The 21,999-nt window shown below is 45.2% G+C and carries 23 protein-coding genes; 10 read left to right on the plus strand and 13 right to left on the minus strand.

The genetic code is table 11. The features are described from left to right. Nucleotides 1-4 precede the first annotated feature (4 nt). Nucleotides 5-613, plus strand: a complete 609-nt coding sequence (locus NCCP2222_RS09335; protein WP_248511720.1) for a DUF4166 domain-containing protein — start codon at nucleotides 5-7, stop codon at nucleotides 611-613. Then, the gene (locus tag NCCP2222_RS09340) at nucleotides 606-2,165 is read left to right on the plus strand and encodes a YndJ family protein (RefSeq protein WP_248511721.1); all 1,560 of its coding nucleotides are present in this window, start codon (nucleotides 606-608) and stop codon (nucleotides 2,163-2,165) included. The genes NCCP2222_RS09335 and NCCP2222_RS09340 overlap by 8 nt, the downstream gene beginning before the upstream one ends. A 32-nt stretch (nucleotides 2,166-2,197) precedes the next feature. Here the strand turns inward: NCCP2222_RS09340 and argH are convergent, their stop codons facing one another. Next, nucleotides 2,198-3,529, minus strand: a complete 1,332-nt coding sequence (argH, locus tag NCCP2222_RS09345; RefSeq protein ID WP_248511723.1) for an argininosuccinate lyase — start codon at nucleotides 3,527-3,529, stop codon at nucleotides 2,198-2,200. A 318-nt stretch (nucleotides 3,530-3,847) separates the two neighbouring features. On the opposite strand from argH, the gene NCCP2222_RS09350 reads away from it, so the two are divergent. From NCCP2222_RS09350 to NCCP2222_RS09360, 3 genes are read left to right on the plus strand one after another with little or no spacing between them, the layout of a single operon-like run. Continuing rightward, on the plus strand, nucleotides 3,848-4,762 hold the full coding sequence (locus NCCP2222_RS09350; protein WP_282570687.1) for a cation diffusion facilitator family transporter: 915 nt from the start codon (nucleotides 3,848-3,850) through the stop codon (nucleotides 4,760-4,762). Between the two features lie 51 nt (nucleotides 4,763-4,813). After that, nucleotides 4,814-5,377: a branched-chain amino acid aminotransferase gene (locus NCCP2222_RS09355; protein ID WP_248511725.1), complete on the plus strand. Its 564-nt coding sequence runs from the start codon at nucleotides 4,814-4,816 to the stop codon at nucleotides 5,375-5,377. Next, the gene (locus tag NCCP2222_RS09360; protein ID WP_248511726.1) at nucleotides 5,374-6,318 is read left to right on the plus strand and encodes a TRM11 family SAM-dependent methyltransferase; all 945 of its coding nucleotides are present in this window, start codon (nucleotides 5,374-5,376) and stop codon (nucleotides 6,316-6,318) included. The genes NCCP2222_RS09355 and NCCP2222_RS09360 overlap by 4 nt, the downstream gene beginning before the upstream one ends. Before the next feature lie 87 nt (nucleotides 6,319-6,405). On the opposite strand, the gene NCCP2222_RS09365 is transcribed toward NCCP2222_RS09360, so the two are convergent. Together NCCP2222_RS09365 and NCCP2222_RS09370 are read right to left on the minus strand one after the other, a co-directional pair. Continuing rightward, nucleotides 6,406-7,779 (minus strand): leucyl aminopeptidase family protein, encoded by a 1,374-nt coding sequence (locus NCCP2222_RS09365; RefSeq protein ID WP_248511729.1) that lies wholly within the window; start codon nucleotides 7,777-7,779, stop codon nucleotides 6,406-6,408. Nucleotides 7,780-7,995: 216 nt separating this feature from the next. Continuing rightward, nucleotides 7,996-8,454 carry a hypothetical protein gene (locus NCCP2222_RS09370; protein WP_248511731.1) on the minus strand — a complete coding sequence of 153 codons (459 nt, stop codon included), beginning with the start codon at nucleotides 8,452-8,454 and terminating at the stop codon, nucleotides 7,996-7,998. Between the two features lie 159 nt (nucleotides 8,455-8,613). Between NCCP2222_RS09370 and NCCP2222_RS09375 the strand changes: the two genes are divergently transcribed. The 5 genes from NCCP2222_RS09375 to NCCP2222_RS09395 all read left to right on the plus strand — a co-directional run bounded on the left by NCCP2222_RS09375 (nucleotide 8,614) and on the right by NCCP2222_RS09395 (nucleotide 12,701). Continuing rightward, complete coding sequence (locus NCCP2222_RS09375; RefSeq protein WP_248511733.1) at nucleotides 8,614-8,937, plus strand: PadR family transcriptional regulator; 324 nt, start codon at nucleotides 8,614-8,616, stop codon at nucleotides 8,935-8,937. Continuing rightward, a complete protein-coding gene (locus tag NCCP2222_RS09380; protein ID WP_248511735.1) occupies nucleotides 8,930-9,961 on the plus strand; it encodes a DUF4097 family beta strand repeat-containing protein in 1,032 nt (343 codons plus the stop codon). Before NCCP2222_RS09375 ends, NCCP2222_RS09380 begins: the two co-directional genes overlap by 8 nt. A 262-nt stretch (nucleotides 9,962-10,223) precedes the next feature. Beyond that, nucleotides 10,224-10,673 (plus strand): YaiI/YqxD family protein, encoded by a 450-nt coding sequence (locus NCCP2222_RS09385; protein WP_248511737.1) that lies wholly within the window; start codon nucleotides 10,224-10,226, stop codon nucleotides 10,671-10,673. Between the two features lie 405 nt (nucleotides 10,674-11,078). Next, nucleotides 11,079-12,158 carry a type III polyketide synthase gene (locus NCCP2222_RS09390; RefSeq protein ID WP_248511739.1) on the plus strand — a complete coding sequence of 360 codons (1,080 nt, stop codon included), beginning with the start codon at nucleotides 11,079-11,081 and terminating at the stop codon, nucleotides 12,156-12,158. Nucleotides 12,159-12,167: 9 nt separating this feature from the next. Next, entirely contained in the window at nucleotides 12,168-12,701 is a 534-nt protein-coding gene (locus NCCP2222_RS09395; protein ID WP_248511742.1) for an isoprenylcysteine carboxyl methyltransferase family protein, read from the plus strand. A 66-nt stretch (nucleotides 12,702-12,767) separates the two neighbouring features. Here the strand turns inward: NCCP2222_RS09395 and nhaC are convergent, their stop codons facing one another. From nhaC to lepB, 10 genes are all read right to left on the minus strand, one after another. Continuing rightward, entirely contained in the window at nucleotides 12,768-14,147 is a 1,380-nt protein-coding gene (nhaC, locus tag NCCP2222_RS09400) for a Na+/H+ antiporter NhaC (protein ID WP_248511743.1), read from the minus strand. 85 nt (nucleotides 14,148-14,232) lie between these two features. Then, nucleotides 14,233-14,358 carry a hypothetical protein gene (locus NCCP2222_RS20725; RefSeq protein ID WP_282570688.1) on the minus strand — a complete coding sequence of 42 codons (126 nt, stop codon included), beginning with the start codon at nucleotides 14,356-14,358 and terminating at the stop codon, nucleotides 14,233-14,235. 125 nt (nucleotides 14,359-14,483) lie between these two features. Further along, the gene (locus NCCP2222_RS09405) at nucleotides 14,484-15,197 is read right to left on the minus strand and encodes a thermonuclease family protein (protein ID WP_248511744.1); all 714 of its coding nucleotides are present in this window, start codon (nucleotides 15,195-15,197) and stop codon (nucleotides 14,484-14,486) included. Between the two features lie 130 nt (nucleotides 15,198-15,327). Continuing rightward, the gene (locus NCCP2222_RS09410; protein ID WP_248511745.1) at nucleotides 15,328-17,391 is read right to left on the minus strand and encodes a catalase; all 2,064 of its coding nucleotides are present in this window, start codon (nucleotides 17,389-17,391) and stop codon (nucleotides 15,328-15,330) included. A gap of 72 nt (nucleotides 17,392-17,463) precedes the next feature. Beyond that, nucleotides 17,464-17,820, minus strand: coding sequence for a fluoride efflux transporter FluC (locus NCCP2222_RS09415; RefSeq protein ID WP_248511746.1), 357 nt, complete (start codon nucleotides 17,818-17,820; stop codon nucleotides 17,464-17,466). Further along, nucleotides 17,817-18,188: a fluoride efflux transporter CrcB gene (crcB, locus tag NCCP2222_RS09420; protein ID WP_248511747.1), complete on the minus strand. Its 372-nt coding sequence runs from the start codon at nucleotides 18,186-18,188 to the stop codon at nucleotides 17,817-17,819. The genes NCCP2222_RS09415 and crcB overlap by 4 nt, the downstream gene beginning before the upstream one ends. Further along, nucleotides 18,185-20,335 carry an ATP-dependent helicase gene (locus tag NCCP2222_RS09425; RefSeq protein ID WP_248511748.1) on the minus strand — a complete coding sequence of 717 codons (2,151 nt, stop codon included), beginning with the start codon at nucleotides 20,333-20,335 and terminating at the stop codon, nucleotides 18,185-18,187. Before NCCP2222_RS09425 ends, crcB begins: the two co-directional genes overlap by 4 nt. A 115-nt stretch (nucleotides 20,336-20,450) precedes the next feature. Next, a complete protein-coding gene (locus NCCP2222_RS09430) occupies nucleotides 20,451-20,636 on the minus strand; it encodes a hypothetical protein (protein WP_248511750.1) in 186 nt (61 codons plus the stop codon). Nucleotides 20,637-20,663: 27 nt separating this feature from the next. Then, nucleotides 20,664-21,272 (minus strand): nucleoside/nucleotide kinase family protein, encoded by a 609-nt coding sequence (locus tag NCCP2222_RS09435; protein WP_248511751.1) that lies wholly within the window; start codon nucleotides 21,270-21,272, stop codon nucleotides 20,664-20,666. Beyond that, entirely contained in the window at nucleotides 21,272-21,799 is a 528-nt protein-coding gene (gene lepB, locus NCCP2222_RS09440) for a signal peptidase I (protein WP_248511752.1), read from the minus strand. The genes NCCP2222_RS09435 and lepB overlap by 1 nt, the downstream gene beginning before the upstream one ends. Between the last annotated feature and the right edge of the window lie 200 nt (nucleotides 21,800-21,999).

Genomic DNA, 21,999 nt, shown 5'->3' on the forward strand with positions numbered 1-21,999 from the left:
AAGTATGTCCATCTATCAAGAAATACTCGGGGATCGCTTTGAACAATTGCACCCTAAGCTGCAACAAAGGTATCAGATTGAGGAAGGCTCCCCTTTTCTCGGAAAGGGAATGATGCATGAAATAAATGGAGGCCCCGCATGGCTTTATCCGTTATTTCGGCTGGGCGTACGTTGGAAGCTGTTATTTCCGGAACGCGGACTCGCCGTTCCCTTTACGGTGACTAACCGTTTTCAAATTGGAAGAGATGGAGAGCAGCAAATCCACTGGGAGCGGGTTTTTCATTTCTCAAAGAAAAAGCGCTATTTCAACGCCTTGATGAGTTTGGATCAAAATCGTTCCATCATTAAGGATTACTTAGGGGAGCCCGCCTTGGTCTATTCCGACTTGATTTTCACTGTTACGGATACCAAGGAACTGTTGATTCAATCCAAGGATCAGCGACTTGTTATCGGAAAGCTGGAAGTGCCGCTGCCTTATCCTTTACAAGGGCTCGCTACGGTCCGTGAAGGGTACGATGATGTGCGAGATGTCTATACCATCCATGTCCGTGTCCGCAATCCATTGCTTGGCCATCTCTTTTCATACAAAGGAGAGTTTGTGGAAGATGAGTAAATTCGTGTTATCCCATCTACTTTTATTTTTGTTCATCGCGCTCGCGAGCACTCAAACCTGGCCATTTTTGCTTTTAACAGCCGCACAAATTGTCTATGTACCCATCATGCTTAAGCTGGTCATGAAGGATGATGGGTTTGCCCATATTTATCTTTACTTCGCCATACCGGCTTATGTTTCAGTAGCATTCCTGCAAATTACCCATGTATCTTGGGCAATCGTGCCCGCAGGCATCTATTTGCTCTACACACTCGCCATTGCATTCTATGGAGTCACTCGTTTTTGCAAAAGAGGTTTTACGAACGCGGAAGAGCTCTCGATTGATCTCGGGTTGATTTACCTCGCGATGGGAGGGGCTTGGTTCTTTGCCTTTATTGGCGATATCAACACTGGGTTTTCACCACTTCTTACATGGCTGACAGCAATCCATTTTCATTATTCAGCATTTCTATTGCCCATTTTCATCGGACTAGCCGGTCGTATTTCCAAGCCGGCCCGTTTTACGCTTTATGCAGGACTGCTGTTGATTGCTCCGATGCTCGTAGCCATTGGCATCACGTTTTCAAGATGGATTGAACTGCTTTCCGTTTTGGTCTATATCATCGGATTAGTCGGAATGAATTTCATTGTCTGGAGACTCAAACGGATTCCACCTACCCAGAAATGGCTCATACGAGTGTCCTTCGCGTCCTTGGTGCTGACCATTTTGTTTTCTTTGCTCTATGTATTAGGAAATGGATTTGGATTGACCTCTATGACAATCGATGACATGCTGCGCTTCCATGGCATCCTAAATTGCATCATATTTGCTTTATTCGGAGTCGCCGGCTGGTTAGTGAATACTCCGGAGCCTGTTTATCAACCGCCCTCTTTTCCCATCAGTAACATACGCGGCAAGCAAGTTGTGGAGCAATTAGGAACGGCCGGAAGCGGAAAAGGCCTAGTGGACGATATGAAACTGTATCAATTACAGGGGGTCGCTCCTCAAATTGCTGATTTCTATGAGAATACGCGGGAATATCGTTTACTCGCAACAGTCAGATGGCATGCCTGGTTCAAACCGTTTGCTTGGATTTATTCATGGTTTAGCCGAAGAACGGAGCAGATTAATTTGCCGACGCACGGCAGGCAAGTGGAGATGACGGGAGATGTGATCCAGTTACATGACCAATTGGATGACAGAGAAAATGTCAGGGCGTGGATTAGGAAAGTGGAGAAACAGTATGCCTTTATCGCACTGTATTCCTCCCATTACTCTTCAGAAGGAAAACCGTATATGAATATTGCGCTTCCACTCCCTTTTACAAATATGACGGGTGTTTTGGAATTGATAGGTACAGACCAAGGATTAATTTTGACAAGTGAACGCACCTTCCGCACTTCAGATGCAGGCATATATTTGATTGGCAAGAAAGGGTATCGGTTCAGATTGCCATTGGAAGAACGTTTTAAGGTGATTGCTGAGAAAAATGGGACCTTGCAAGCAGTACATAAGATGAAACTATTCGCGATTCCTTTTTTGACGATCGACTACACGATCAATAAAAAATAACGGCGAGGGCAGCCCCCGCCGTTTTCGTTTGCTTATTGATCCCCTACTTCTTTCATCAAGCCTTTATTCCCTTTTGCTAAAATATTTTCATAGTCGATGTACTCGTAAATGTCATCACTGATCGCACTGCTGAATGACGCGAGTTCTTCTACTGTCAAATCCTCGATCGCCTTGCTTTCTGTTTCGCAATAAAGGATGATCTTGCCTACGATTTCATGGGCATCCCGGAAAGGTGTGCCTTTGCTGACGAGGTAATCAGCGACTTCCGTCGCATTCAAAAATCCGCCTTTGATCGCCGCTTTCATCCGGTCTGCATTGACCGTCAGCGTATCAATCATTTTCGACATGATTTCCATGCAATCCAGTACCGTATCGAGTGCATCGAAAAACTGCTCTTTATCCTCTTGCATGTCCTTGTTATAGGTCAACGGCAGACCTTTCAAAGTAGTCAGCAAAGCGAAGAGCGAACCGTAAACCCGGCCAGTTTTCCCACGAATCAATTCAGCGGCATCCGGATTTTTCTTTTGCGGCATAATACTGCTGCCGGTTGAATATGCGTCTGCCATCGTAATGAACTTGAATTCCTGGCTACTCCAAAGAATCAATTCCTCGCTCAGACGGCTCAGGTGCATCATGATGATAGAGAAGTCGGACATGAGCTCCAGCATATAATCACGGTCACTGACACCATCGAGAAAATTATCGACAGGTTTAGAGAAATTCAGCAGCATGGTTGTTACATTGCGGTCGATTTCGTGTGTTGTCCCGGCAAGTGCCCCGCAGCCCAATGGATTCTCATCTAGCAATTCCATCGCATTGGCAATCCTTTTTTTATCTCGCTTGAACATTTGTTCATAGGCGCCTAAATGATGCCCGAACGTCACAACCTGGGCACGCTGCAAATGGGTATACCCTGGCATGATCACATTATTCGTTTTTGCTTTCGCGTGCAAAGAGTCAATGAGCGTCTGCAAGCCATCCATCACTTCCACTGCTTTGTTCTTCGCATACAGTCTCATGTCGACCGCCACTTGGTCATTCCGGCTGCGTGCTGTATGCAGCTTTTTTCCAGTTTCGCCGACACGTTCCGTTAAATGGACTTCAATAAAAGAATGAATGTCTTCATAATCCCCTTCAATAGACAGCACACCCGATTCAATGTCATACAGAATGGACTCAAGTCCTTGCACGAGTAGGTCGCCTTCTTCCGGTGTCAGCAGATCGCAATGAACTAGCATTGTTACATGCGCCAAGCTTCCCGCAATATCCTCTTTGTATAATCGATAATCAACTGGCAGCGATGTATTGAATTGCTCCATAATTTCATCGGCCCGGCTTGTAAAACGTCCGCCCCAAAGTTTCATGTATATTCAACCTCTCTTTTGTATATTTATTCATATGGAGTAGTATAAAGATTTTTCTCAGATAACGCAAGGAGACGTGGCATGTTATTCCATACCATGATACTACAAATAGCTTCCTCCTGCCCTGTCTCAGTTAACTCAAAAAGTTGCTCGCTTTCTCTAGGAATGGTATGCTGAAAGGACCGACTTATAAATGAGGGATTATCTTGAATACATCCATCTTACAATACAATGACTGTTTAAATCACTGAACCCTTGACAACTCTATGTCAAGGGTTTTTGTTTCCTATGGGAAAAATTTAAATTGGAGGGCTAACATTGTTAAATACTGAACACAATCATGGACATTCTGTCGCTTCTCTCGTTGCTATTTGGATTAGCCTCATGAGCAATATTGTCCTCACCATTTTAAAAATCATTGTCGGCATCCTGTTTAACAGTCCCGTCCTTTTAGCGGACGGCTTTCATAATGCTGGAGATGTGGCCGCTTCTGCCGCCGCTCTGACATCCATGCGCATCTCGAAAAGACCAGCCGATGAGGACCATCCCTACGGACACGGTAAAGCTGAAGTGATCGGCTCGGGAATCGTAGCCATCATTCTCGGGATTGCCGCTTTATATATTGCCTACGAATCCATAATGACATTCTTTGAAGAGCCGGCGAAAGCGAGTGTCATTGCATTAATTACAGCAATCGTTTCACTCGTCTGGAAACAGGTTCTCTACATTTACACGATGCGAGTCGGTAAAAAGACAAACAGCAAGGGATTGATTGCTACCGCATACGATCATTTGGCGGATGTCTATGCGTCACTGGCGGCAGTTGTCGGGATCGGGCTGGCATTGATCGGTGATCTTTATCATATCGGATTCCTGTCATACGGCGACCCGTTTGCCGGAGTTGTTGTATCTGTCCTCGTTTTACGTCTCGCCTACGAAATCGGCAAGGAGTCGATCGACATTTTGATGGAGAAAAATGTGAGCCATGAGCGTCTGGAGGAGTTCGCCAAACTGATCCGCTCATTTCCTGAAGTGAAACGGATCGATCGGCTGCGGGCACGGGAACACGGGCACTATATTCTTGTCGATGTCAGAGTAGGAGTCAGTGGGGAACTGACGATTCAAGAAGGGCATGACATTTCGAGCGCGATTCGGAACTTGATAGTGAAAGAACATGATGATGTCGATGAAGTGCTTGTCCATTTGAATCCATGGTACCCCGATGAAAATTAGACCAACTTTCAGCGAATGCGCTATACTGGTGAATGAAAAGGAGTTGCTTTTATGTTAAAAGAACGACTAGAGGAACGGTTAGCATCAACAGCTGGACCCGTCTCCCTCTTTCCAATCGAGAAAGATTATGCACAGCGCCACGGTTTGATTTCCACTCAGCACATCGTTGAGAAAGAGTGGAGTTTCCAAGTGGTGGAGCGCTGTTTAAAAGAAACAGAAGAGATGGTTCAAGCAGAATCGGAGGGTTTCTTAAACAAACCGATTTCCATATTGCACAATCCGATTGAGGAATTTCTTTATATTTACTCAGATGACTTTCAACTTGTGAAGGTGGACGGCATTGCTATTGAGGTGGATGATGTTTTTAAAGTCTACACAGCCCTTTTTGGCCTACAGCTTCAGAAAAAATGGCAGGACAAAATTCAGTCTTTTATTGACAATAAACTATCGGAAGGGCCTTCCAGTGTCCTGTTTGATACGGATGGCACCTTTAGCGTGAACATCTCTCTGAATGGACTGGAAGGATTCAATGAGAAGCTGGCGATAAGAGAAGTCGTAGCTCATATTTACAATTTTCTTTTTGAGCTTCTTGAAACACTAGAGGCCGGAAATTGAAGCCTGCTAATCAGGAGTTCATTTACACATACATCCGCCACATAGATGAACACGATCTATGCAGACTGGAAATGCGGTCTTTTTTCGGAACACATAGCGAGGCGAATGTGTTGAAGAGTGAAGTGGAGATCGATCCAAGCCGCAGCCCATTCATGAAAGAGCGGTTGGAAGTGATATGGAGTAGCGAGAGCTGGGAAGGGTTCCTTTCTCAAGCTAGAGTCTTCATCCCGCCTTCCACGTTCAAAACAACCTGTCTGAATACGATGGATATGGAAGAAACGAAGAAAATTCCTCATCCGGACAGGCGCAGGCTCGAACGCGAAGTAGGTGAATCCATTCAAGGAGAAGCGGATTTGCTGGAGCCGTCCATTGAGTATGGTTTTATTCAAATGAACGGAAAATGGTACTTCGGCTTATTGGAAAAAAGCTTGCCGATTTGGAAGTCACATGAGCAGAAGCCTCATATGTATTCAACAGCATTGGGCACCCGACTCGCCCGGGCAGTGGCGAATATAGCAGTGCCGCATCCGGCTGGAATCCGTGCTATCGATCCTTGCTGTGGCATCGGTACAGTACTTGTGGAGGCCCGTTCGATGGGAATTGATATCGTCGGCCGGGATATTAACCCCCTTGTTTGTAAAGGATCCAGAAAAAACTTAGCATACTTCGGTTTGTCCGGTGAAGTAGTAAAAGGGCCGATTGCTGAAGTAAGCGATACATATGACGTGGCGATCATTGATATGCCGTACAATCTGTTTACACATATTACTTCCGAGGGACAGCAATCCATTCTTTCGGAAGCCCGCAGAATTACGGATAAGCTGGTCGTTGTCACGATAGAACCGATGGATCAGATGATTAAAAATGCAGGGTTTACAATTGTGGACAGATGTATTGCCAAAAAAGGAACGTTTGAAAGACAAGTCGTCGTTTGTGAATAAACACAATTTTGCAACAACTCATCATGAAAAAGGTGGAAAAACCGAATTGGTTTCTCCACCTTTTATTGATTGAGACATACGTCATGCTTATTCCGAAATTTTCACTGTATAGTCCGCCAGCAATCTTGCTCCATAGCCTGTTGCGGATTTCGCATAGTAGCCCGATGCAGATGAATGATTCATCATGCCCGCCATATCGACGTGTAGCCACTTGCTGTTTTCCGGCACGAAACGGCGCAGGAATAAACCGGCTGTTATCGATCCTGCAAAATTCAAGGTACTAATATTGTTCATATCTGCGTAGTCGCTCGCCAGTGTTTTATCATAGGCATCCACGAGCGGCATCGGCCATACAAAGTCGCCATTTTCGTCTCCGACTTTTTTCATGACATGAGATAATTCCTCGTCTCCGAAAACTCCGCCCAGTCCTGTGCCAAGCGCATTGACAATTGCACCTGTCAAAGTTGCAATATCTACGATATATTCAGCATCCAATTCGCCTGCACGAAGTAATGCATCCGCCAAAATGAGGCGTCCTTCCGCATCGGTATTGCCGACTTGGACTGTTGTTCCATTTTTATAATGAATCACTTCACCAGGATACACTGCCGTATTATCCGGTGCGTTTTCAACGATTGGAATTAGTGCCACGACATTTACCTTCGCATTGGACTGTACAAGCAGTTGCATCGCACCTGCTACTGCCGCCGAACCGCCCATATCCATCCGCATGTCGCTTAAATCCTTGCCGCTCTTCAAACTAATCCCGCCAGTATCGAACGTAACGCCTTTTCCGACTAGTGCGACCAATGGCTTGGATGCGTCCCCTTGATAGGCAATCTCGACAAAGGAAGGGCTGTATTTGGATCCGCGGCAAACTGTCAACACGCCGTTCATCTCCATTTTCTCCAGCTGCTCCTTGCCATAGACAGTCACTTCAGCTGTTGTGCCGGCAAATTTCTCTTTCAGCACATCAGGGTACGTTTCCGGGTTCAGCACATTGGACACTTCATTCATCAAATCCCGGGAGAACGCCATAGCCGCCGCACGAATCTGTCCGGCTTGAACAGCCTCTGCGGAGCCTGCCACTTCGAGTTCAGCCTTGCTGTCGTCCGCTTTGGATTTATACGAATTGAAATGGTAGGAACCGAGATCCCAACCTTCAACAAATGCAGTTACCGCTTTCTCTTTATCCAGTTTTGCGAAAGCCGCAGCAATCGTATCGTCCCCTACTAACGCTTTCTCCACTTTTTGGGCTGCCAAACCGCGAGCGATGTCGCCAGCAATGGAACGGACTTTCTCAAGTGTCAGGTCCTTTTCTTTTACTTCCTTCAGGACAACGACTTGCTCATCATCAAGCAATAACGAACAATGCGTTCCTTTTTGTCTGGAGACATATTGCTTCCGTGCTTCATTCTCTACTACCCTTTTGTCATTCTCTAATAAAATTGTCACAGCCATTCTCAAAAACCCCCACCTTATTTATTTCGACTCTAGAAGTAGTTTATCATATAGTGAGGATTTTGAAAGAATTATCTTTTATGTGAAATAACAAGGCAAAATGTCGCAAATGGCCCCAAAAGTAAGGAAAGAAGGAACCAGTTCAACCCGCTCCTGTTTTTTCCTTGGGCGATTCCTGCATTAATGAGAGCCAGCGTTCCCCATCCAACGAAGTATTCATTCATTCTTTTCACCCTCCGTTCTACGATCTTTTAAGAAACGGCTCGCTTCCAAAAGATCATTTGTACAAAGTTGTACGTCATGCGGAGCAAATACCGCCCTGTCCTCAGCGTCCGTATAATCGGACAAAGGAATCGAGTTAAAGAATTTTTTCCACTTGTGCTGCTGCTCCAGCTTTTTATATTCCTTCTGTATTTCTTCATAATCAATTTTATTGATGACAAAGACAGGACGTTTTGGATCAACGTTTGGGAATCTCTCATATAAAATCGTTAAATGTTCTTGATTGAACTCCTCGTTCACAATATAAGAGGAGGTGCCGACATTTTCAGCCGCATCCATCAATTCGTCCGTCCATGTTTCGAACTGGTGATCATCCACCTGGCCATCAGAAAAAATTCCAACACCATAATAAACTATATTGTCTGCTTCTTGCTTCTTTTTTCTTCCGAACATTGTGCTTCCCTCATTTCTGTTACCTCTTTCTTACGAATCGGCTTTTAAAAGGTTCCCAAAAATATTTTATTCAGTACCTTGCAATGAATAATACTGGATGTTATATTGTTTACAACAGTACTGTGCAATACATAGTAGTGTAGGAAAGGAGGCTATGTCATGAATATCCAATTTAAAAAAGGAGTTTTGAATTTATGTGTTCTCGTCCTCCTGGATAAGCAGGATCGCTATGGCTATGAACTCGTTCAAAAAATCTCCGATCAAATTTCTATATCGGAAGGTTCGGTCTATCCCCTGTTGCGCCGGCTGACAAAGGAAGGCTATTTTACAACCTATCTGAAAGAATCCAACGAAGGGCCGCCTCGTAAATATTATCAACTGACTGAGACGGGACGGAAATACTTGCACGAACAATTGGAAGAATGGCGGGCTTTCACGAACGGCGTTAATACTTTGATTGAGGAAGGTGTTCACAATGACTGAAGTACAATTTATTTCAAAGCTTGAACGGGCTCTCGCACGGCTTCCGCTCGACGAACGGAATGATATTTTACAAGATATCCGGGAGTATTTTCTCCATGGCAGAACAGATGGCAAATCGGATGATGAGATTGCCGCTTCTCTCGGCTCGCCTTCAAAAATTGCAGCAGAGCTGCTTGCATCGTATCCGTTTTCTGAACAGAAGACAGTGGAATCGAATGCTTCAGATCAGGTTATCACAATCCAGAACGATCGGTATGAGAATGTCGATATCCAAGTGCAGCACGGTTCACTCACTTTGCTGCCATCAGCAAATTCAGTGACGACAGTCGAACTGACAGGTGCGAACGAACGGATGGAATTGGAGGCAGAGGTGATCGGGGACACACTCGTCGTGAAACTTCGCAATAAATTCCATTGGTCCTTCCTCTTCAACTTTAATGTAAAGGCGGTGGCATTACGCGTGTTTATTCCTAAAAAGCTTTACCAGTCTATTTCGATGAAAACAGATAATGGCCGAATTGAGACCGAAAAGATGCTATGTAAATCTATGACGGCTGAGACGGATAACGGACGCGTCGTCGTGACAGAAGTGGCAACATCCTTCTTGCACGCGGAATCGGACAATGGCCGGATTGAAATTGAAAAGGTACAGACCGATCTGTTGAAAGCAAAAACAGACAACGGACGAGTCAGCTTGCGCTATGTCGATGCAGAGACCGTTTACGCAGAATCCGATAACGGACGGATTGAACTGGAGGAAGTCTCCGGAGAAGTGACAGCCATAACAGATAACGGACGCATCGTATGTAATTCTGAAGAAATCAATCGGAACATCGACTTCCAAACGGACAACGGAAGCATAGAACTCCATTCTCGCACAACACCGACAGACGTCACGATCTATGCGAAAACAGGGCATGGACGAATCGATGTATACGGTGAGAAAAACAAGAAAACTGTGTTCGGCAACGGTTTCCATACTGTCAAACTGAAGACAGATAACGGACGAATTACTGTTCGATAAGCTATGTATACTTTCAATAGAAAGCTGTCCACTTAAAGCGGCATGCAATATACTTTAAAAACTCCCCTATGAAGGGAGTTTTTTATTTCCTCCTACACTGTCTTATGGATCTTCCGCACCTTCATAACTTCCATCTACTTATCCGTTCAAATCCACTTGTTCCAGATCGATCGCCGGAGAATTAAAAAATATCGGCTGAATATGATATAGTTAACTGCAACAACCAAGCATTCAATTCATTGCAAAGAAAAGGTGATGGATCATGACGACAATTTATGTTGACGGAGATGGCTGTCCCGTTGTGAATGAAACGATAGGTGTAGCCAAATACTTTAAGCTGTCTTGTGTGCTCATCTGCGACACAGCTCATGAAATGCATCGAGAAGGCGCCGAGACAATCATCGTTTCTAAGGGAGCTGATGCGGTCGATTTCGTGCTCGTTAACCGAGTGAAAAAAGGTGATATCGTCGTGACGCAAGATTATGGCTTGGCTGCCATGGTGCTTGCTAAGCAAGGATACCCGATTGACCAGAATGGCAGGCTCTATACGAATGATAATATCGATCAATTGCTTTACGCGAGACATACAGCGCAAAAAGTGCGCATGGCGGGAGGACGGCTGCGCGGACCGAAAAAGAGGACGAAAGACCAAACGGAATCCTTCGTAAACAGCTTGCGTGATTTGTGCCGAGCAATCCTTCCCTCTCCATAACGATAAAACTGCTTTGTGGCTTACTGGGCCGCATTGCGGTTTGTACTAGATATTTTCCATTTAAGGAAGTAGGCATGGCCAGCTCATATATTTCTTAAATGGTTACTAACACCGCAAATCTTTCACTGGTATGGCAATTTTTCCTGCAACATGGACTGGCCATCTGCAATTTCCGATACTCTTCAACTTAACAAAAGTTATAGATTCCTCACCCTAGATTACCTTCTTCCCTCTTTTTTTACACCTTAGATCTCTAGCCTTCACCTTATCATGAATCTTTTTAGGACAAGTCTGCATATGTTTAACAACCTAGCAAGTAAGGGAATTCAATGATAGATACATATTCCCTTTTACAATAAACGGAACGCATTTGAACAGTGTGATTATGAAAATTGGAGGTTACTCATGCCGAAAATCCAATCAGTTAGTACATTCGAGCCGCCTTTCGAAGTAAAACAGGAGGCAGCTGTTGAACTGACCCGCTCCTTATTCAGCGAGAAATTCAAGGATATTGAGCGGCTTTTACGCGTCTTTCAAAATGGAGACATTGAAAAGCGTGATGTTTGCATGCCGCTCGATTGGTACGGAAAGCATCATGATTTTGAGGAAAGAAATGAACTGTATATCGCCCATGCCGTAGAATTTGGGGCTGCGGCCATCCGTAAGTGTTTAGTTGGTGAAGGCATGCTGGATGGGCCGGTTGCGGAGCGGGAGATTGACGCGATATTTTTCATTTCCAGTACTGGTCTGGCGACGCCGAGCATCGAAGCAAGGATCATGAATCGCCTCCCCTTCCGTGATGACGTGAAGCGGATACCGATATGGGGGCTGGGTTGTGCTGGAGGGGCAGCCGGCATCAGCCGGGCTTTTGAATATTGCCAAGCCTTTCCCGAAGCGAAAGTTCTTGTGCTTGCTGTCGAGTTATGCAGCCTCACCTTCCAAAAAGACGATTACACAAAAAGCAATCTAGTCGGCGTTTCCTTGTTTTCGGATGGTGTCGCTTGCGCACTTATTACAGGAGACCAGTCTTCCATCTCTTCCAGCCACCCAAAACCGGCTATTCTGTCGACCACTTCGAAAATGATGCCCGATTCGGAAGATGTGATGGGCTGGGATATTAAAAATAATGGGCTGTACGTTGTCTTTTCGAAAAGCATTCCTTCTATCATTACCAATTGGCTCGGACCCTTTGTCCATGAATTTTTAGACAGAAATGCACTGTCACAGAAGGAAATCACCCACTTTGTCGCCCATCCAGGCGGCAAGAAAGTGTTGCAAGCGTACGAGGAGGCTCTTCATTTTGATTCGACTAAGACCGAAATTTCACGGAACGTTTTACGGCAGCACGGCAATATGTCGTCACCTACCGTCCTCTATGTCTTAAAAGAGTTTATGAATCAATCGCCTTCTAAAGGAGAATATGGATTGATGGCGGCATTAGGTCCAGGATTTTGCGGTGAATTGCTGCTATTGCGTTGGGAGTGAGGTGCCATCATGTTATTTTATTGGATTATCGGGATTGTCATCGTCCAAAGGCTGATAGAATTGCTCGTTGCCCGGAGAAATGAGAGGTGGATGAAAAGCCAAGGTGCCATTGAAGCAGGCGCATCGCATTATCGGTATATGGTAGCCATGCATGTTTGCTTTTTTGTTTCATTGCTAGCAGAAGTTTTCTATTTCAACCTGTCCCCTCCTCCACTCTGGCCAGTTTGGCTTAGCATTTTCCTGCTCGCTCAAGTGATGAGGATCTGGTGTCTCGCTTCTTTAGGGAAGTACTGGAATACAAAAATCATCGTCTTGCCAGGTGCCAATGTCGTACGGAGAGGCCCGTACAAATTCATCCGGCATCCAAATTACGTGATTGTCGCGACGGAACTGCTCGTATTGCCTTTGTTATTTAACGCGTACTTTACTGCGATCTTATTTACGTTATTAAACATTTGGATGATGACCGTCCGGATTCCGGAAGAAGAGGAAGCGCTCAAAAATGAAACAGACTATCAGGATGTCTTCTCAATTAAGTCATAAGAAATTTAGAAACAGGAAAGGCGAGGGCCAAATTGCTACCCTCGCCTTTTTTGTTACAGTGGATTGTCAGTTGATCCGTGTCAATGTTTTTCCCATAAAGCCAAACAGCACTGTCAAAATCGGTGACAACAGGCAGAAGAAGGCAAATGGCAAGTAATCGACTGTCGAAACACCTAGCACATCTGTTATGAAAATCCCACACACACTCCATGGCACGAGTGGGTTGACGACAGTACCGGCATCTTCCATGACACGGCTTAAATTTTTATTGGCCAGACCCAGCTTTTCATATTGGGTTTGAAACGCCTGGCCCGTCAGCAAGATGGACAAATACTGCTCTCCGATCAGCACGTTGATGCCAATTGCAGTTAGTGCAGTAGCTGAGATGACGGCATATGTCTTACGGAGCAATGAAGAAACGAGACTCAGCAGCGTTTGGACGATGCCAAGTGTAAACAATAAGCCTCCCATGCTTAACGCCAGCAAGACAAGACCAACTGTAAACATCATACTTTCCAATCCGCCGCGAGTTAACAGCTTGTCGACATCCTCCACGCCAGTGGCTGAAGTAAAACCGCCAAACAAAATACTGAAAACCTGGTCCAATCCATAGCTTTGATGGAAATATGAGAGCAGCACGGCTACAAATGAACTGATCGCCAATGTCAAAATGGCCGGCACTTTGCGAATCGTTAGTATGAAAAGCAAGACGAGCGGAATCATCGCATACCAATGGATAGATCCTGTTTGAAGCAAACCTTCCTTGAACACATTGATTTTATCCAAGTCGGCCATTTGCACTTTCGGTGATATTACGGCGAACAGGCCAAATGAAATGAAAAAGGCAGGAATGGTCGTCCAAGCCATATTGCGGATATGTTCAAAGAGATCCACTTTCACAATCGAGGATGCCAAGTTCGTCGTATCTGACAACGGAGACATTTTATCCCCGAAAAATGCCCCCGAGACAATCGCTCCTGCCGCAATCGGAAGCGATAATTCCATGACATGCGCCATGCCGATAAAAGCGACGCCTACGGTCGCTACTGTCGTCAAAGAACTCCCAATGGAAACCCCAACAATGGAGGTGATGACAAATACAATTGCAAAAAAGAACGACGGGGTCATCATTTGAAAACCTAAATAGATCAACGTCGGAATCGTGCCGCTCATAATCCAGCTGCTGATGAGCATCCCGATGAAGAAAAATAGGAACACGGCACTCATACCCGCCCCTGCCCCATCTACTAGGCCCTTTTCCAAGCTTCGGAACGGAATCCCTTTGGCTAGCCCGTAAGCAAAGAGTAATAAGACAGAGAAAAGAATGGGAAGATGCGGCACCGCATCAAATGCAATAATGCTTGTGCTGATAATCAATATAATGGCAACAACTAACGCAATCGATTCAAATGCAGATGGTTTCTGGATTGCTTTGATGTGATTCATGATGAATTCCTCCTATCTTCCTAATCAATATAAAAAACCCCTTCATCCCTAAAAAAGGGACGAAGGAGTTCTCCGCGGTACCACCCTAGTTGATGACGTACAAACGCCATCCGCTCAATGAAAAGCTGGAAAACAAACGGATGGTGTAATTCAATATGCCGCCGCCTGGATTTTCACTACCCATCCAGTCTCTTTCTTCTGCAAACGACATCTCTACTCGGCCATCCTTCCAAGCCATTTATGTAATTGGAATGAAATAATATATTGTATAGTGTTGAATCTTATCATGTTTCGGCAAGATGTCAAGAGGTTGCCGGCTGAAAAATAACGGCCTGATCATTCACAAGCAAACCCATCCCGGTCACCGTCCATCTTTTCAGAGTACGCCGGATGGCCTTTTTTAACACCGTTCGGATATTTTTTTCGTAACTCCGCGCAATTAGCGAACACTTCTATTGGGGCATGATCTGCCTTTATATCTAGCGGATATGTTTCACTGTCAAATCCGCGATCGGTCGCATAATCTTCCAAAGTCCAAATACCGACGCCCGCCTTTTTCGCTTTGTTTTGCGCCTTTTCGTAATCGTCCAAGTGGCGGGTGTTGGGGGGATAAACGTACGCTACCCTGGCAAGCCCTTCCTCCAGCAATGTTTTTTGGACGCTCTCGCCGTCTACATACACGTAAGCGAGCAGCCTTCCATATTTATCGTATCGTTCTCCAATATCAAACTCGATTTCCACCTGAGCACTTTTTTGCAGCAATTCCCGATTCCGCTCTTTCGCTTCCTCTCCGAAAGGCTGCTTTCCGAGTCTCGGATGATTGGTCTCCGGTGTATCCATAAGCAGATACCGGACGTTCTGCTCTTTTCCCTCGTACTTTATTTTGATCGTATCCCCGTCTATTGCGCTTACGAGCTGGACCGGAATCCGGCCTGCTTGAGTAGGGGCTGCATCCTCATGATTCATCCAAGCAAATGCCATGATGGCCAAAAGTGCAATTGCTGATACGATCCAACTTTTCTTTTTCTGTCTCTGTTTTTGTCTTCCCATTGTTCGACGTCCTTTCCATCAATCGTTGTAATGATAGCATGCCGCTAGAGCGGTTTCCATCGGACGAACGAAGCATCGGACACGAGAAAAAACTGCCAGCCGCCGATACTCGGCAGCTGACAGCTTCACCTTATCCTTCCCAGCCATATACATTTCGGTTCCAATGGCGATGGGCAGCAACCGCTTCGATAAAGGCTTCCGGCTTGTCCACCGTTTCACTTGGCAGAACGATGCCTGGCCCTTCTTCAGCAGCTGAAGCTTCGAAATATGGCACGCCCGTCTTGGCAATCCCGATCGGCTTGTAGTGCCGGTACGCTTCATTAATGAAATCAGCCATATCCAGCTGGAACTTTTTCATATTATCCGCTGTTCCGCCTGCAACGTAAACAGCATCGTATAATGTAGAATGTGCAGTCAAAAAAGTCTGGTCGATTTCAGCAGCCAGTCCATCTGTTCCATGTACAGTTCCAAAACGTTCTCCAACCAATTCTACGGTCATTCCTGCAGTTAGACATGCATTGACGAGCAGCTCAACTACCGCCCCATCAAATCCTTCTCCGATGAGAATCGCCACTTTTCGGGTATCAGGAAGTTTCGCCGTATTCATCTGGCTAAGAGCCGGTGATGCTTGAGTGACTTTGGATTCCTCCACTCCAGAAGGAAATTCCACACCTACCGCTTCAGCAACAGCCGTCGCCAATCCTACATCGACATTCGCAAACATATCAACAACTTGCTGTCTCACGCTTTTGCTCATCACTTTGCCGAGTTCAAAACTAAATGCATCCACAATATGTTTCTTTTCTGTTTTCGACATGCTGTTCCAGAAGAGTTTCGCCTGAGAAAAATGGTCCGCGAACGACTCACTTCTTCCCTGGATTTTTCGTCCTTCGACCTTTTCCTGGTAATGCACGTATCCTCCTTCCGCATCGCTTGACACGGCAGGCGTATTGTCCGCCAAGGAATTCTTATGGTAGGCCACTTGTCCGACATTAATTGTTTGCCGGCTATAGCCATCGCGCTGGTTGTTATGAAATGGACATACCGGACGGTTAATCGGAAGCTCGTGGAAGTTAGGTCCGCCGAGACGGATCAGCTGTGTATCCGTATACGAGAACAAACGACCTTGCAGCAATGGGTCATTTGTAAAATCAATACCCGGAACGACATTGCCTGGATGGAATGCGACTTGCTCTGTTTCGGCAAACACATTATCCACGTTTCGATTCAACGTCATTTTTCCAATGATTTTAACCGGGATCTGCTCCTCTGGCCAGATTTTTGTCGGATCCAAAATGTCGAAATCAAACATGAACTCGTCCTTTTCATCAATCAATTGAACGCCCAGTTCAAATTCAACCGGATTCCCCATTTCAATCGCTTCCCATAAGTCGCGACGATGAAAATCCGGATCTTTCCCGCTAATCTTTTGCGCTTCATCCCAAACGAGAGAATGGACACCCAGTTTCGGTTTCCAATGTAATTTCACAAAATGGGCTTGCCCCTCCTCGTTTACAAATCGGAATGTATGAACGCCAAAACCTTCCATCATTCGAAAGCTTCGCGGGATCGCCCTGTCTGACAAATGCCACATGATCATATGTGCCGACTCTTGGTTGTTCGCCACGAAATCCCAGAAGGTATCATGGGCAGAAGCTGCTTGCGGCATTTCGTTATGCGGTTCGGGTTTCACTGCATGGATCAAATCGGGGAACTTAATAGCATCTTGAATGAAAAATACAGGAATATTATTGCCGACTAAGTCATAATTCCCTTCCTCTGTATAAAACTTCACAGCAAAACCGCGCACATCGCGCACCGTTTCAGCTGAGCCCCGGCTCCCCGCCACAGTTGAAAAACGCGTAAATACAGGCGTCTTTGAACCCGGCTCCTGTAAAAAGGCAGCTTTCGTATAAGGCTTCATCGACTCGTATAATTCAAATTCACCATGAGCTGCGAAACCTCTTGCATGGACAACACGTTCAGGAATTCGTTCATGGTCGAAATGAGTTATTTTTTCCCGGAAATGAAAATCCTCCATCAATGTCGGCCCTCGATAGCCGGCTTTTAAGGAATGTTCATCTTCCGAAATTTTCAACCCTTGATTCGTAGTCAGCCGTTTGCCTTTATCAAGCGCACGGAACTGATCTAGCTGCTTTTCTTTTTTTGTCATGTCTGCAGTATGCTTGTCCATTTCTCATCCTCCATCTTTCCTAGTAGTCTTCTACTCTATTCCCGAATAGGACGGACTGAAACGGACTAAGCTTTATATGTTATGACCAATCATGAAGCCAATAGCTGCGAAAAGGATTCCTATGCTATACGTACTGAATAAATATATAAAAAATATTCTTTTTCGATCACTCCACAAGGAGAGGAGTTCTTTATTCAGGGTCGAAAAAGTTGTCAAACCTCCTGCAAATCCAGAAACCAAAAAAAGAGTTGCCCACATGTTCATCTGCAAGCCTACAATTAAACCGATCAACAAGGAACCGGCTGCATTTACGAGAAAAGTACCTGCTGGAAATTTACCGGCCTCGTTCATCTTGTTTGATAAGAACCAGCGGAGCACAGCCCCGATGGAACCGCCTGCCCCAACGGTAAGAAACTGAAGAATCATCATTTCTGCACACCCCATTTCCGTCCGAAGGCAGCCATCCCGATTCCACCGGCAAAGCTGCTCGCTACGTAAAGGACTGCGACTTCCCACTTGCCCTCTTGCATGAATGTTACGGTTTCGATACTGAGCGCCGAAAAGGTCGTAAATGAGCCAATGAACCCCGTCATGATTGCCGTTTGCATAGCATGATCACTCGTCAGCCGCTGAATGGCACCTGCTGCAAGAAAAGAAAGCAGGAACGTTCCAATCAGATTGGCACTGAACGTCCCCAGCGGAAATCCCTCTGATAAGGGCAGGAACAGCATTCCCAGGCCGTACCGGCACATCGCCCCTATGGCTCCCGCCACTCCGACAAGCAGTCCTGTTCTCATACTTCCATCACTTTCAAAAGTCTTCTGCTTAAGATCATTTCCAGCGATAATCTCTTCACTGTTTCACCAAAACGAATTTGAATGTCCTCTTCACCGATCGACTCAATGACGCCTCTTCCGAAAACCCGGTGCGTTACTATCATCCCTTCCGCCAGCTCCTTGCGTTCTCCGACGCCATCCGGATCTAGCGGAATCGAAAGGTCGGCTTTTTTTAATTTTGGCTTTTTCAGTTCATCCGGATTCATCAAGATCCCTCGCACTTCATTCATAAATTTCGAATCTTCTTTCGTCTTGCCATCCAGCGTACGATACGACAGCAATTCTAATCTACGCTTCGCCCTCGTCATGCCGACATAGAAGAGACGCCTCGCTTCTTCCAGTGACGCCAAGTCGCCTTCATCTTCTTCGGAGGGAATAATACCTTGGACTAAGTCGATCATAAATACACGGCTGAACTCCAATCCTTTTGCGCTATGGAAGGTGGATAAGGTGACTGCATCACCTTTCGGAGCATATTTCGCTTCCGCCACTGCTGTTTCCAACTCTTTGAGCCGATTTGCGAATTCAACCATTGTCCGTAATTGCGACGCGATGCTTTCCAACGTGTCTAATATGCCAATTAAATTTTCAATCCGATACCCGAATTTTTCAGCCCGGCCTTTCAGCGCATCTTCATACTCTAATTCATATCGGATCAGGCGGATGACTTGTGCCGGCCGCATCGAAGCCATCTTGTCATAGATAGCCTGATAATGTTCCAGTTTATCGATCTGGCTCTTTTTCAAATCGGTCATGCGGAGAAAGGATTCAAATACATTTCCCGTTGTTTGAGCATTCATAAACTGACTTACCATATGGCGTGAGACAAAGACATTCATTTTCATGATGACCTTAGAAAAAATATCTTTTCGCTCCACATTAAAGCTCAGTCGCATAAAATTTAAAATATCTTCTACGATCCAATGAGAGAAAAACTGATCATCCGCATCCTTCATATAGAAAGGAATACCGCGCCGATGCAGTTCGTTGACAAAGAGGGTGGATGAGGAATTGTTACGGAATAGGATGGCCACCTCATTCAAATTCTTTTCATTCAACACTTCATAGGTCACGTATTCCAGTTGTTCCTTTGGGGAATCAAATGATCTGAGTACAATCGGGCCGGCTGTGTCATTCGTTGTATGCATCGCCTTTTCATATCGCATTTTGTTTCGTGTAATGAATTTCGCCGCTGTCTCAACAATATCCTTGGAGGACCGATAATTTCTTTCCATCTTCAACAAGGAGGCATGCGGATAAACCTTTTGAAAATCAAGAAGATAATCGGGATCGGCGCCGCGCCATGTGTAGATGGATTGGTCATCATCCGCTACGACACATAAGTTGCGATGAGCTTTGACAAGATGCTCAATGATTTTATGCTGAACGAGCGATGTATCCTGGCTCTCATCGGTTAACAGATAGTCATACCGGCTGCTGAACGACTCAGCGAGTCCGGCATCAGAACGGAGTGCCTGCTCTGCAATTGTGAGCATATCATCGAAATCGAGGAGCAAATGGCCATTTGTCCTTGATTTCGCCTGTTCATATTTCAGTGCGATGGTCCCTGCCTTGTGAAACGGCCCTTTCACCTCTTCCCACTGTGAATAGGGAATCATCCTGTTTTTAAGGAATGAAATGAACGTCTGCAAAGCCTTCAGATCATCTTCTGTCCCTTCTTCCTGCATCGTCTTTCGATAAAGCTCTTTTAGCATGAGGCTCTTCGTCTGTGCAGGACGCTCTCTTTTATTGCCCTCAAGCAGTTCAAACGAAGTACCGGTTTTCTTCAAGTATGTACGTGTAATCTGGAACGCCAAGCTGTGAATGGTTGAAAAATCGATGGGAGGGTGAACTGGAAAGAACCTTTCGTACCGTTCCGCCATATCCCTGGCGGAAGCCCGGCTGAATGTGATTGCCTTAATTCGGGATGCCGGCACCTTCTTTTCCTCAAGCAAATAGCCGATCCGCATAATCATCGTTGTCGTTTTGCCCGATCCTGGGCATGCTAATAAGAGCAATGGGCCTTCGGTTTTCTTGACCGCCTCTTTTTGGACATCGTTCAATTCAATGCCAAGCTCCCTCTTTTTTCTTTCAAAAAAATCATTCATGATGCAATAACTCCTTCAGTTGACGTTATTTCTAATTTACCATACGAACGGACAATTGTAGAGGCATGCAAAAAACCTCTGCATAAGCAGAGGTTTTGCTTTCACCAGGGGCTTCTTAATAGCCGCCTGTTTCCAATTTGTCGTCCTTCAAATTCGTCTTATCTTTTCGACTCCCGGTATAGGAAGTAGATGCCACTTCGTTTGTCTGGCGCTGTTCATCTGTGAATTCCACACCGGACATTTTCGGTTGGGCCGAGTCATGCATGCTGTCGTTCTTTTTGTTGTTCTTGTCTTTTGTCATGATCGTCACTCCTCTATGCGTAGTCTTTTAAAGGATACCCGCAATCGAACGGAGATAATCATGGAATCTTTTTGTTTGCGATGTCCCATTTATCACGTAATCTGCCAGATTCACCGGATTATTTTCCCTTATATATTCCTCTTCAGCCGGGAAATAACGGTCGTTGTACTTGTTCAAAATCTCTTGCTGTGAGCCGATATAGGAATCACGATCCAGCACTCTTTGTAGCCGGATTTCTTTATCAATATCGATAAAGATGACATGGTCAAAGTAGTCCCTTAATTCCGCCCGTTGCAAAAATACGCCCTCGATTATAAGCATGCCGCCAACCGGAAGATCAATCCATTTTTCGTCATAGGAATCATTGATTTTATTGTAAATCTCGATCTTCTTATGTACCGGTTTACCTTTTCGTATTGGCTCTAGTATTTCCCCAATCAAATAGGAGTACCGCCATTGTTCAAAGTAGTACGCTTTCCACGGTTCCAATCCTTCTGCATACCGAATTGATTTTGGATGAATGAAATCATCAATATGCAAAAGGACGGAGTCCACGAACTCCAGCTGAATCCTTTCAGCAACTGTCGTTTTCCCCGCCCCGCCTAAGCCGTCAATCCCTAGGACTAGCGTCTGCATTATTTAGGAATTCCTATTGAATTAAATGGAAAGAATCGAAATTCAACTTTTCCTACGACCGATGACTCTTCAATGCATCCAATGATCCGGCTGTCTGTACTGTTTCGGCGGTTATCGCCAAGAACAAAGAGCTGGCCTTCCGGAACTGTTACCTCAAAGTCTTCAGTCAGTTTTTGGTCTTTGAAGATCTTTTCTTTATTTTCCTCAATATAAGGCTCATCATATGCCTTGCCATTGATGAATAATTGATCGTCCTTCATTTCGACCGTATCTCCCGGCAACCCGATCACACGTTTAATGTAATCTTCCTTTGTACCCGGCGCATGGAAAACGACTAAATCAAAATGATCGAGTTTATGGATTTTGGAAATGACAACACGGTTGTTTGATTCAAAAGTAGGTTCCATAGATTGGCCCGATACGACAACTGGAGCAAATAGAAATTGACGGACGACAAATACGATGACAAACGCAATTGCCAAAGATTTAACCCAAGACATAATTTCGCTTTTCGTTTCTTTTTTCAAAACTGACTTCCTCCGATCAAAATCTCTCTATTACTAGACTACTCCATTTAATAAAAAGTTTCACGTATTCCTGACGAAATTTGCTAAAAAAATTTCTACGTCAGAACTCGTTAGATTCCTTGCTGTACAGCAGCCTATTTCTATCTTATTCCACAAAGGCCCAATGTTTTACCTGGCCGGGCAAAAAAAGAATGTTCTTC

Origin of the sequence: Sporosarcina sp. NCCP-2222 (assembly GCF_023168145.1) — a bacterium.
Classification (GTDB): Bacteria; Bacillota; Bacilli; order Bacillales_A; family Planococcaceae; genus Sporosarcina.

Bases quoted from the DNA above. Each gene is read 5' to 3' on its own strand.
- NCCP2222_RS09335 (WP_248511720.1), top strand. From the start codon at position 5: ATGTCCATCTATCAAGAAATACTCGGGGATCGCTTTGAACAATTGCAC.
- NCCP2222_RS09340 (WP_248511721.1), top strand. From the start codon at position 606: ATGAGTAAATTCGTGTTATCCCATCTACTTTTATTTTTGTTCATCGCG.
- argH (WP_248511723.1), bottom strand. From the start codon at position 3,529: ATGAAACTTTGGGGCGGACGTTTTACAAGCCGGGCCGATGAAATTATG.
- NCCP2222_RS09355 (WP_248511725.1), top strand. From the start codon at position 4,814: ATGTTAAAAGAACGACTAGAGGAACGGTTAGCATCAACAGCTGGACCC.
- NCCP2222_RS09365 (WP_248511729.1), bottom strand. From the start codon at position 7,779: ATGGCTGTGACAATTTTATTAGAGAATGACAAAAGGGTAGTAGAGAAT.
- NCCP2222_RS09370 (WP_248511731.1), bottom strand. From the start codon at position 8,454: ATGTTCGGAAGAAAAAAGAAGCAAGAAGCAGACAATATAGTTTATTAT.
- NCCP2222_RS09375 (WP_248511733.1), top strand. From the start codon at position 8,614: ATGAATATCCAATTTAAAAAAGGAGTTTTGAATTTATGTGTTCTCGTC.
- NCCP2222_RS09380 (WP_248511735.1), top strand. From the start codon at position 8,930: ATGACTGAAGTACAATTTATTTCAAAGCTTGAACGGGCTCTCGCACGG.
- NCCP2222_RS09385 (WP_248511737.1), top strand. From the start codon at position 10,224: ATGACGACAATTTATGTTGACGGAGATGGCTGTCCCGTTGTGAATGAA.
- NCCP2222_RS09390 (WP_248511739.1), top strand. From the start codon at position 11,079: ATGCCGAAAATCCAATCAGTTAGTACATTCGAGCCGCCTTTCGAAGTA.
- NCCP2222_RS09395 (WP_248511742.1), top strand. From the start codon at position 12,168: ATGTTATTTTATTGGATTATCGGGATTGTCATCGTCCAAAGGCTGATA.
- nhaC (WP_248511743.1), bottom strand. From the start codon at position 14,147: ATGAATCACATCAAAGCAATCCAGAAACCATCTGCATTTGAATCGATT.
- NCCP2222_RS20725 (WP_282570688.1), bottom strand. From the start codon at position 14,358: ATGTCGTTTGCAGAAGAAAGAGACTGGATGGGTAGTGAAAATCCAGGC.
- NCCP2222_RS09405 (WP_248511744.1), bottom strand. From the start codon at position 15,197: ATGGGAAGACAAAAACAGAGACAGAAAAAGAAAAGTTGGATCGTATCA.
- NCCP2222_RS09410 (WP_248511745.1), bottom strand. From the start codon at position 17,391: ATGGACAAGCATACTGCAGACATGACAAAAAAAGAAAAGCAGCTAGAT.
- NCCP2222_RS09415 (WP_248511746.1), bottom strand. From the start codon at position 17,820: ATGATGATTCTTCAGTTTCTTACCGTTGGGGCAGGCGGTTCCATCGGG.
- crcB (WP_248511747.1), bottom strand. From the start codon at position 18,188: ATGAGAACAGGACTGCTTGTCGGAGTGGCGGGAGCCATAGGGGCGATG.
- NCCP2222_RS09425 (WP_248511748.1), bottom strand. From the start codon at position 20,335: ATGAATGATTTTTTTGAAAGAAAAAAGAGGGAGCTTGGCATTGAATTG.
- NCCP2222_RS09430 (WP_248511750.1), bottom strand. From the start codon at position 20,636: ATGACAAAAGACAAGAACAACAAAAAGAACGACAGCATGCATGACTCG.
- NCCP2222_RS09435 (WP_248511751.1), bottom strand. From the start codon at position 21,272: ATGCAGACGCTAGTCCTAGGGATTGACGGCTTAGGCGGGGCGGGGAAA.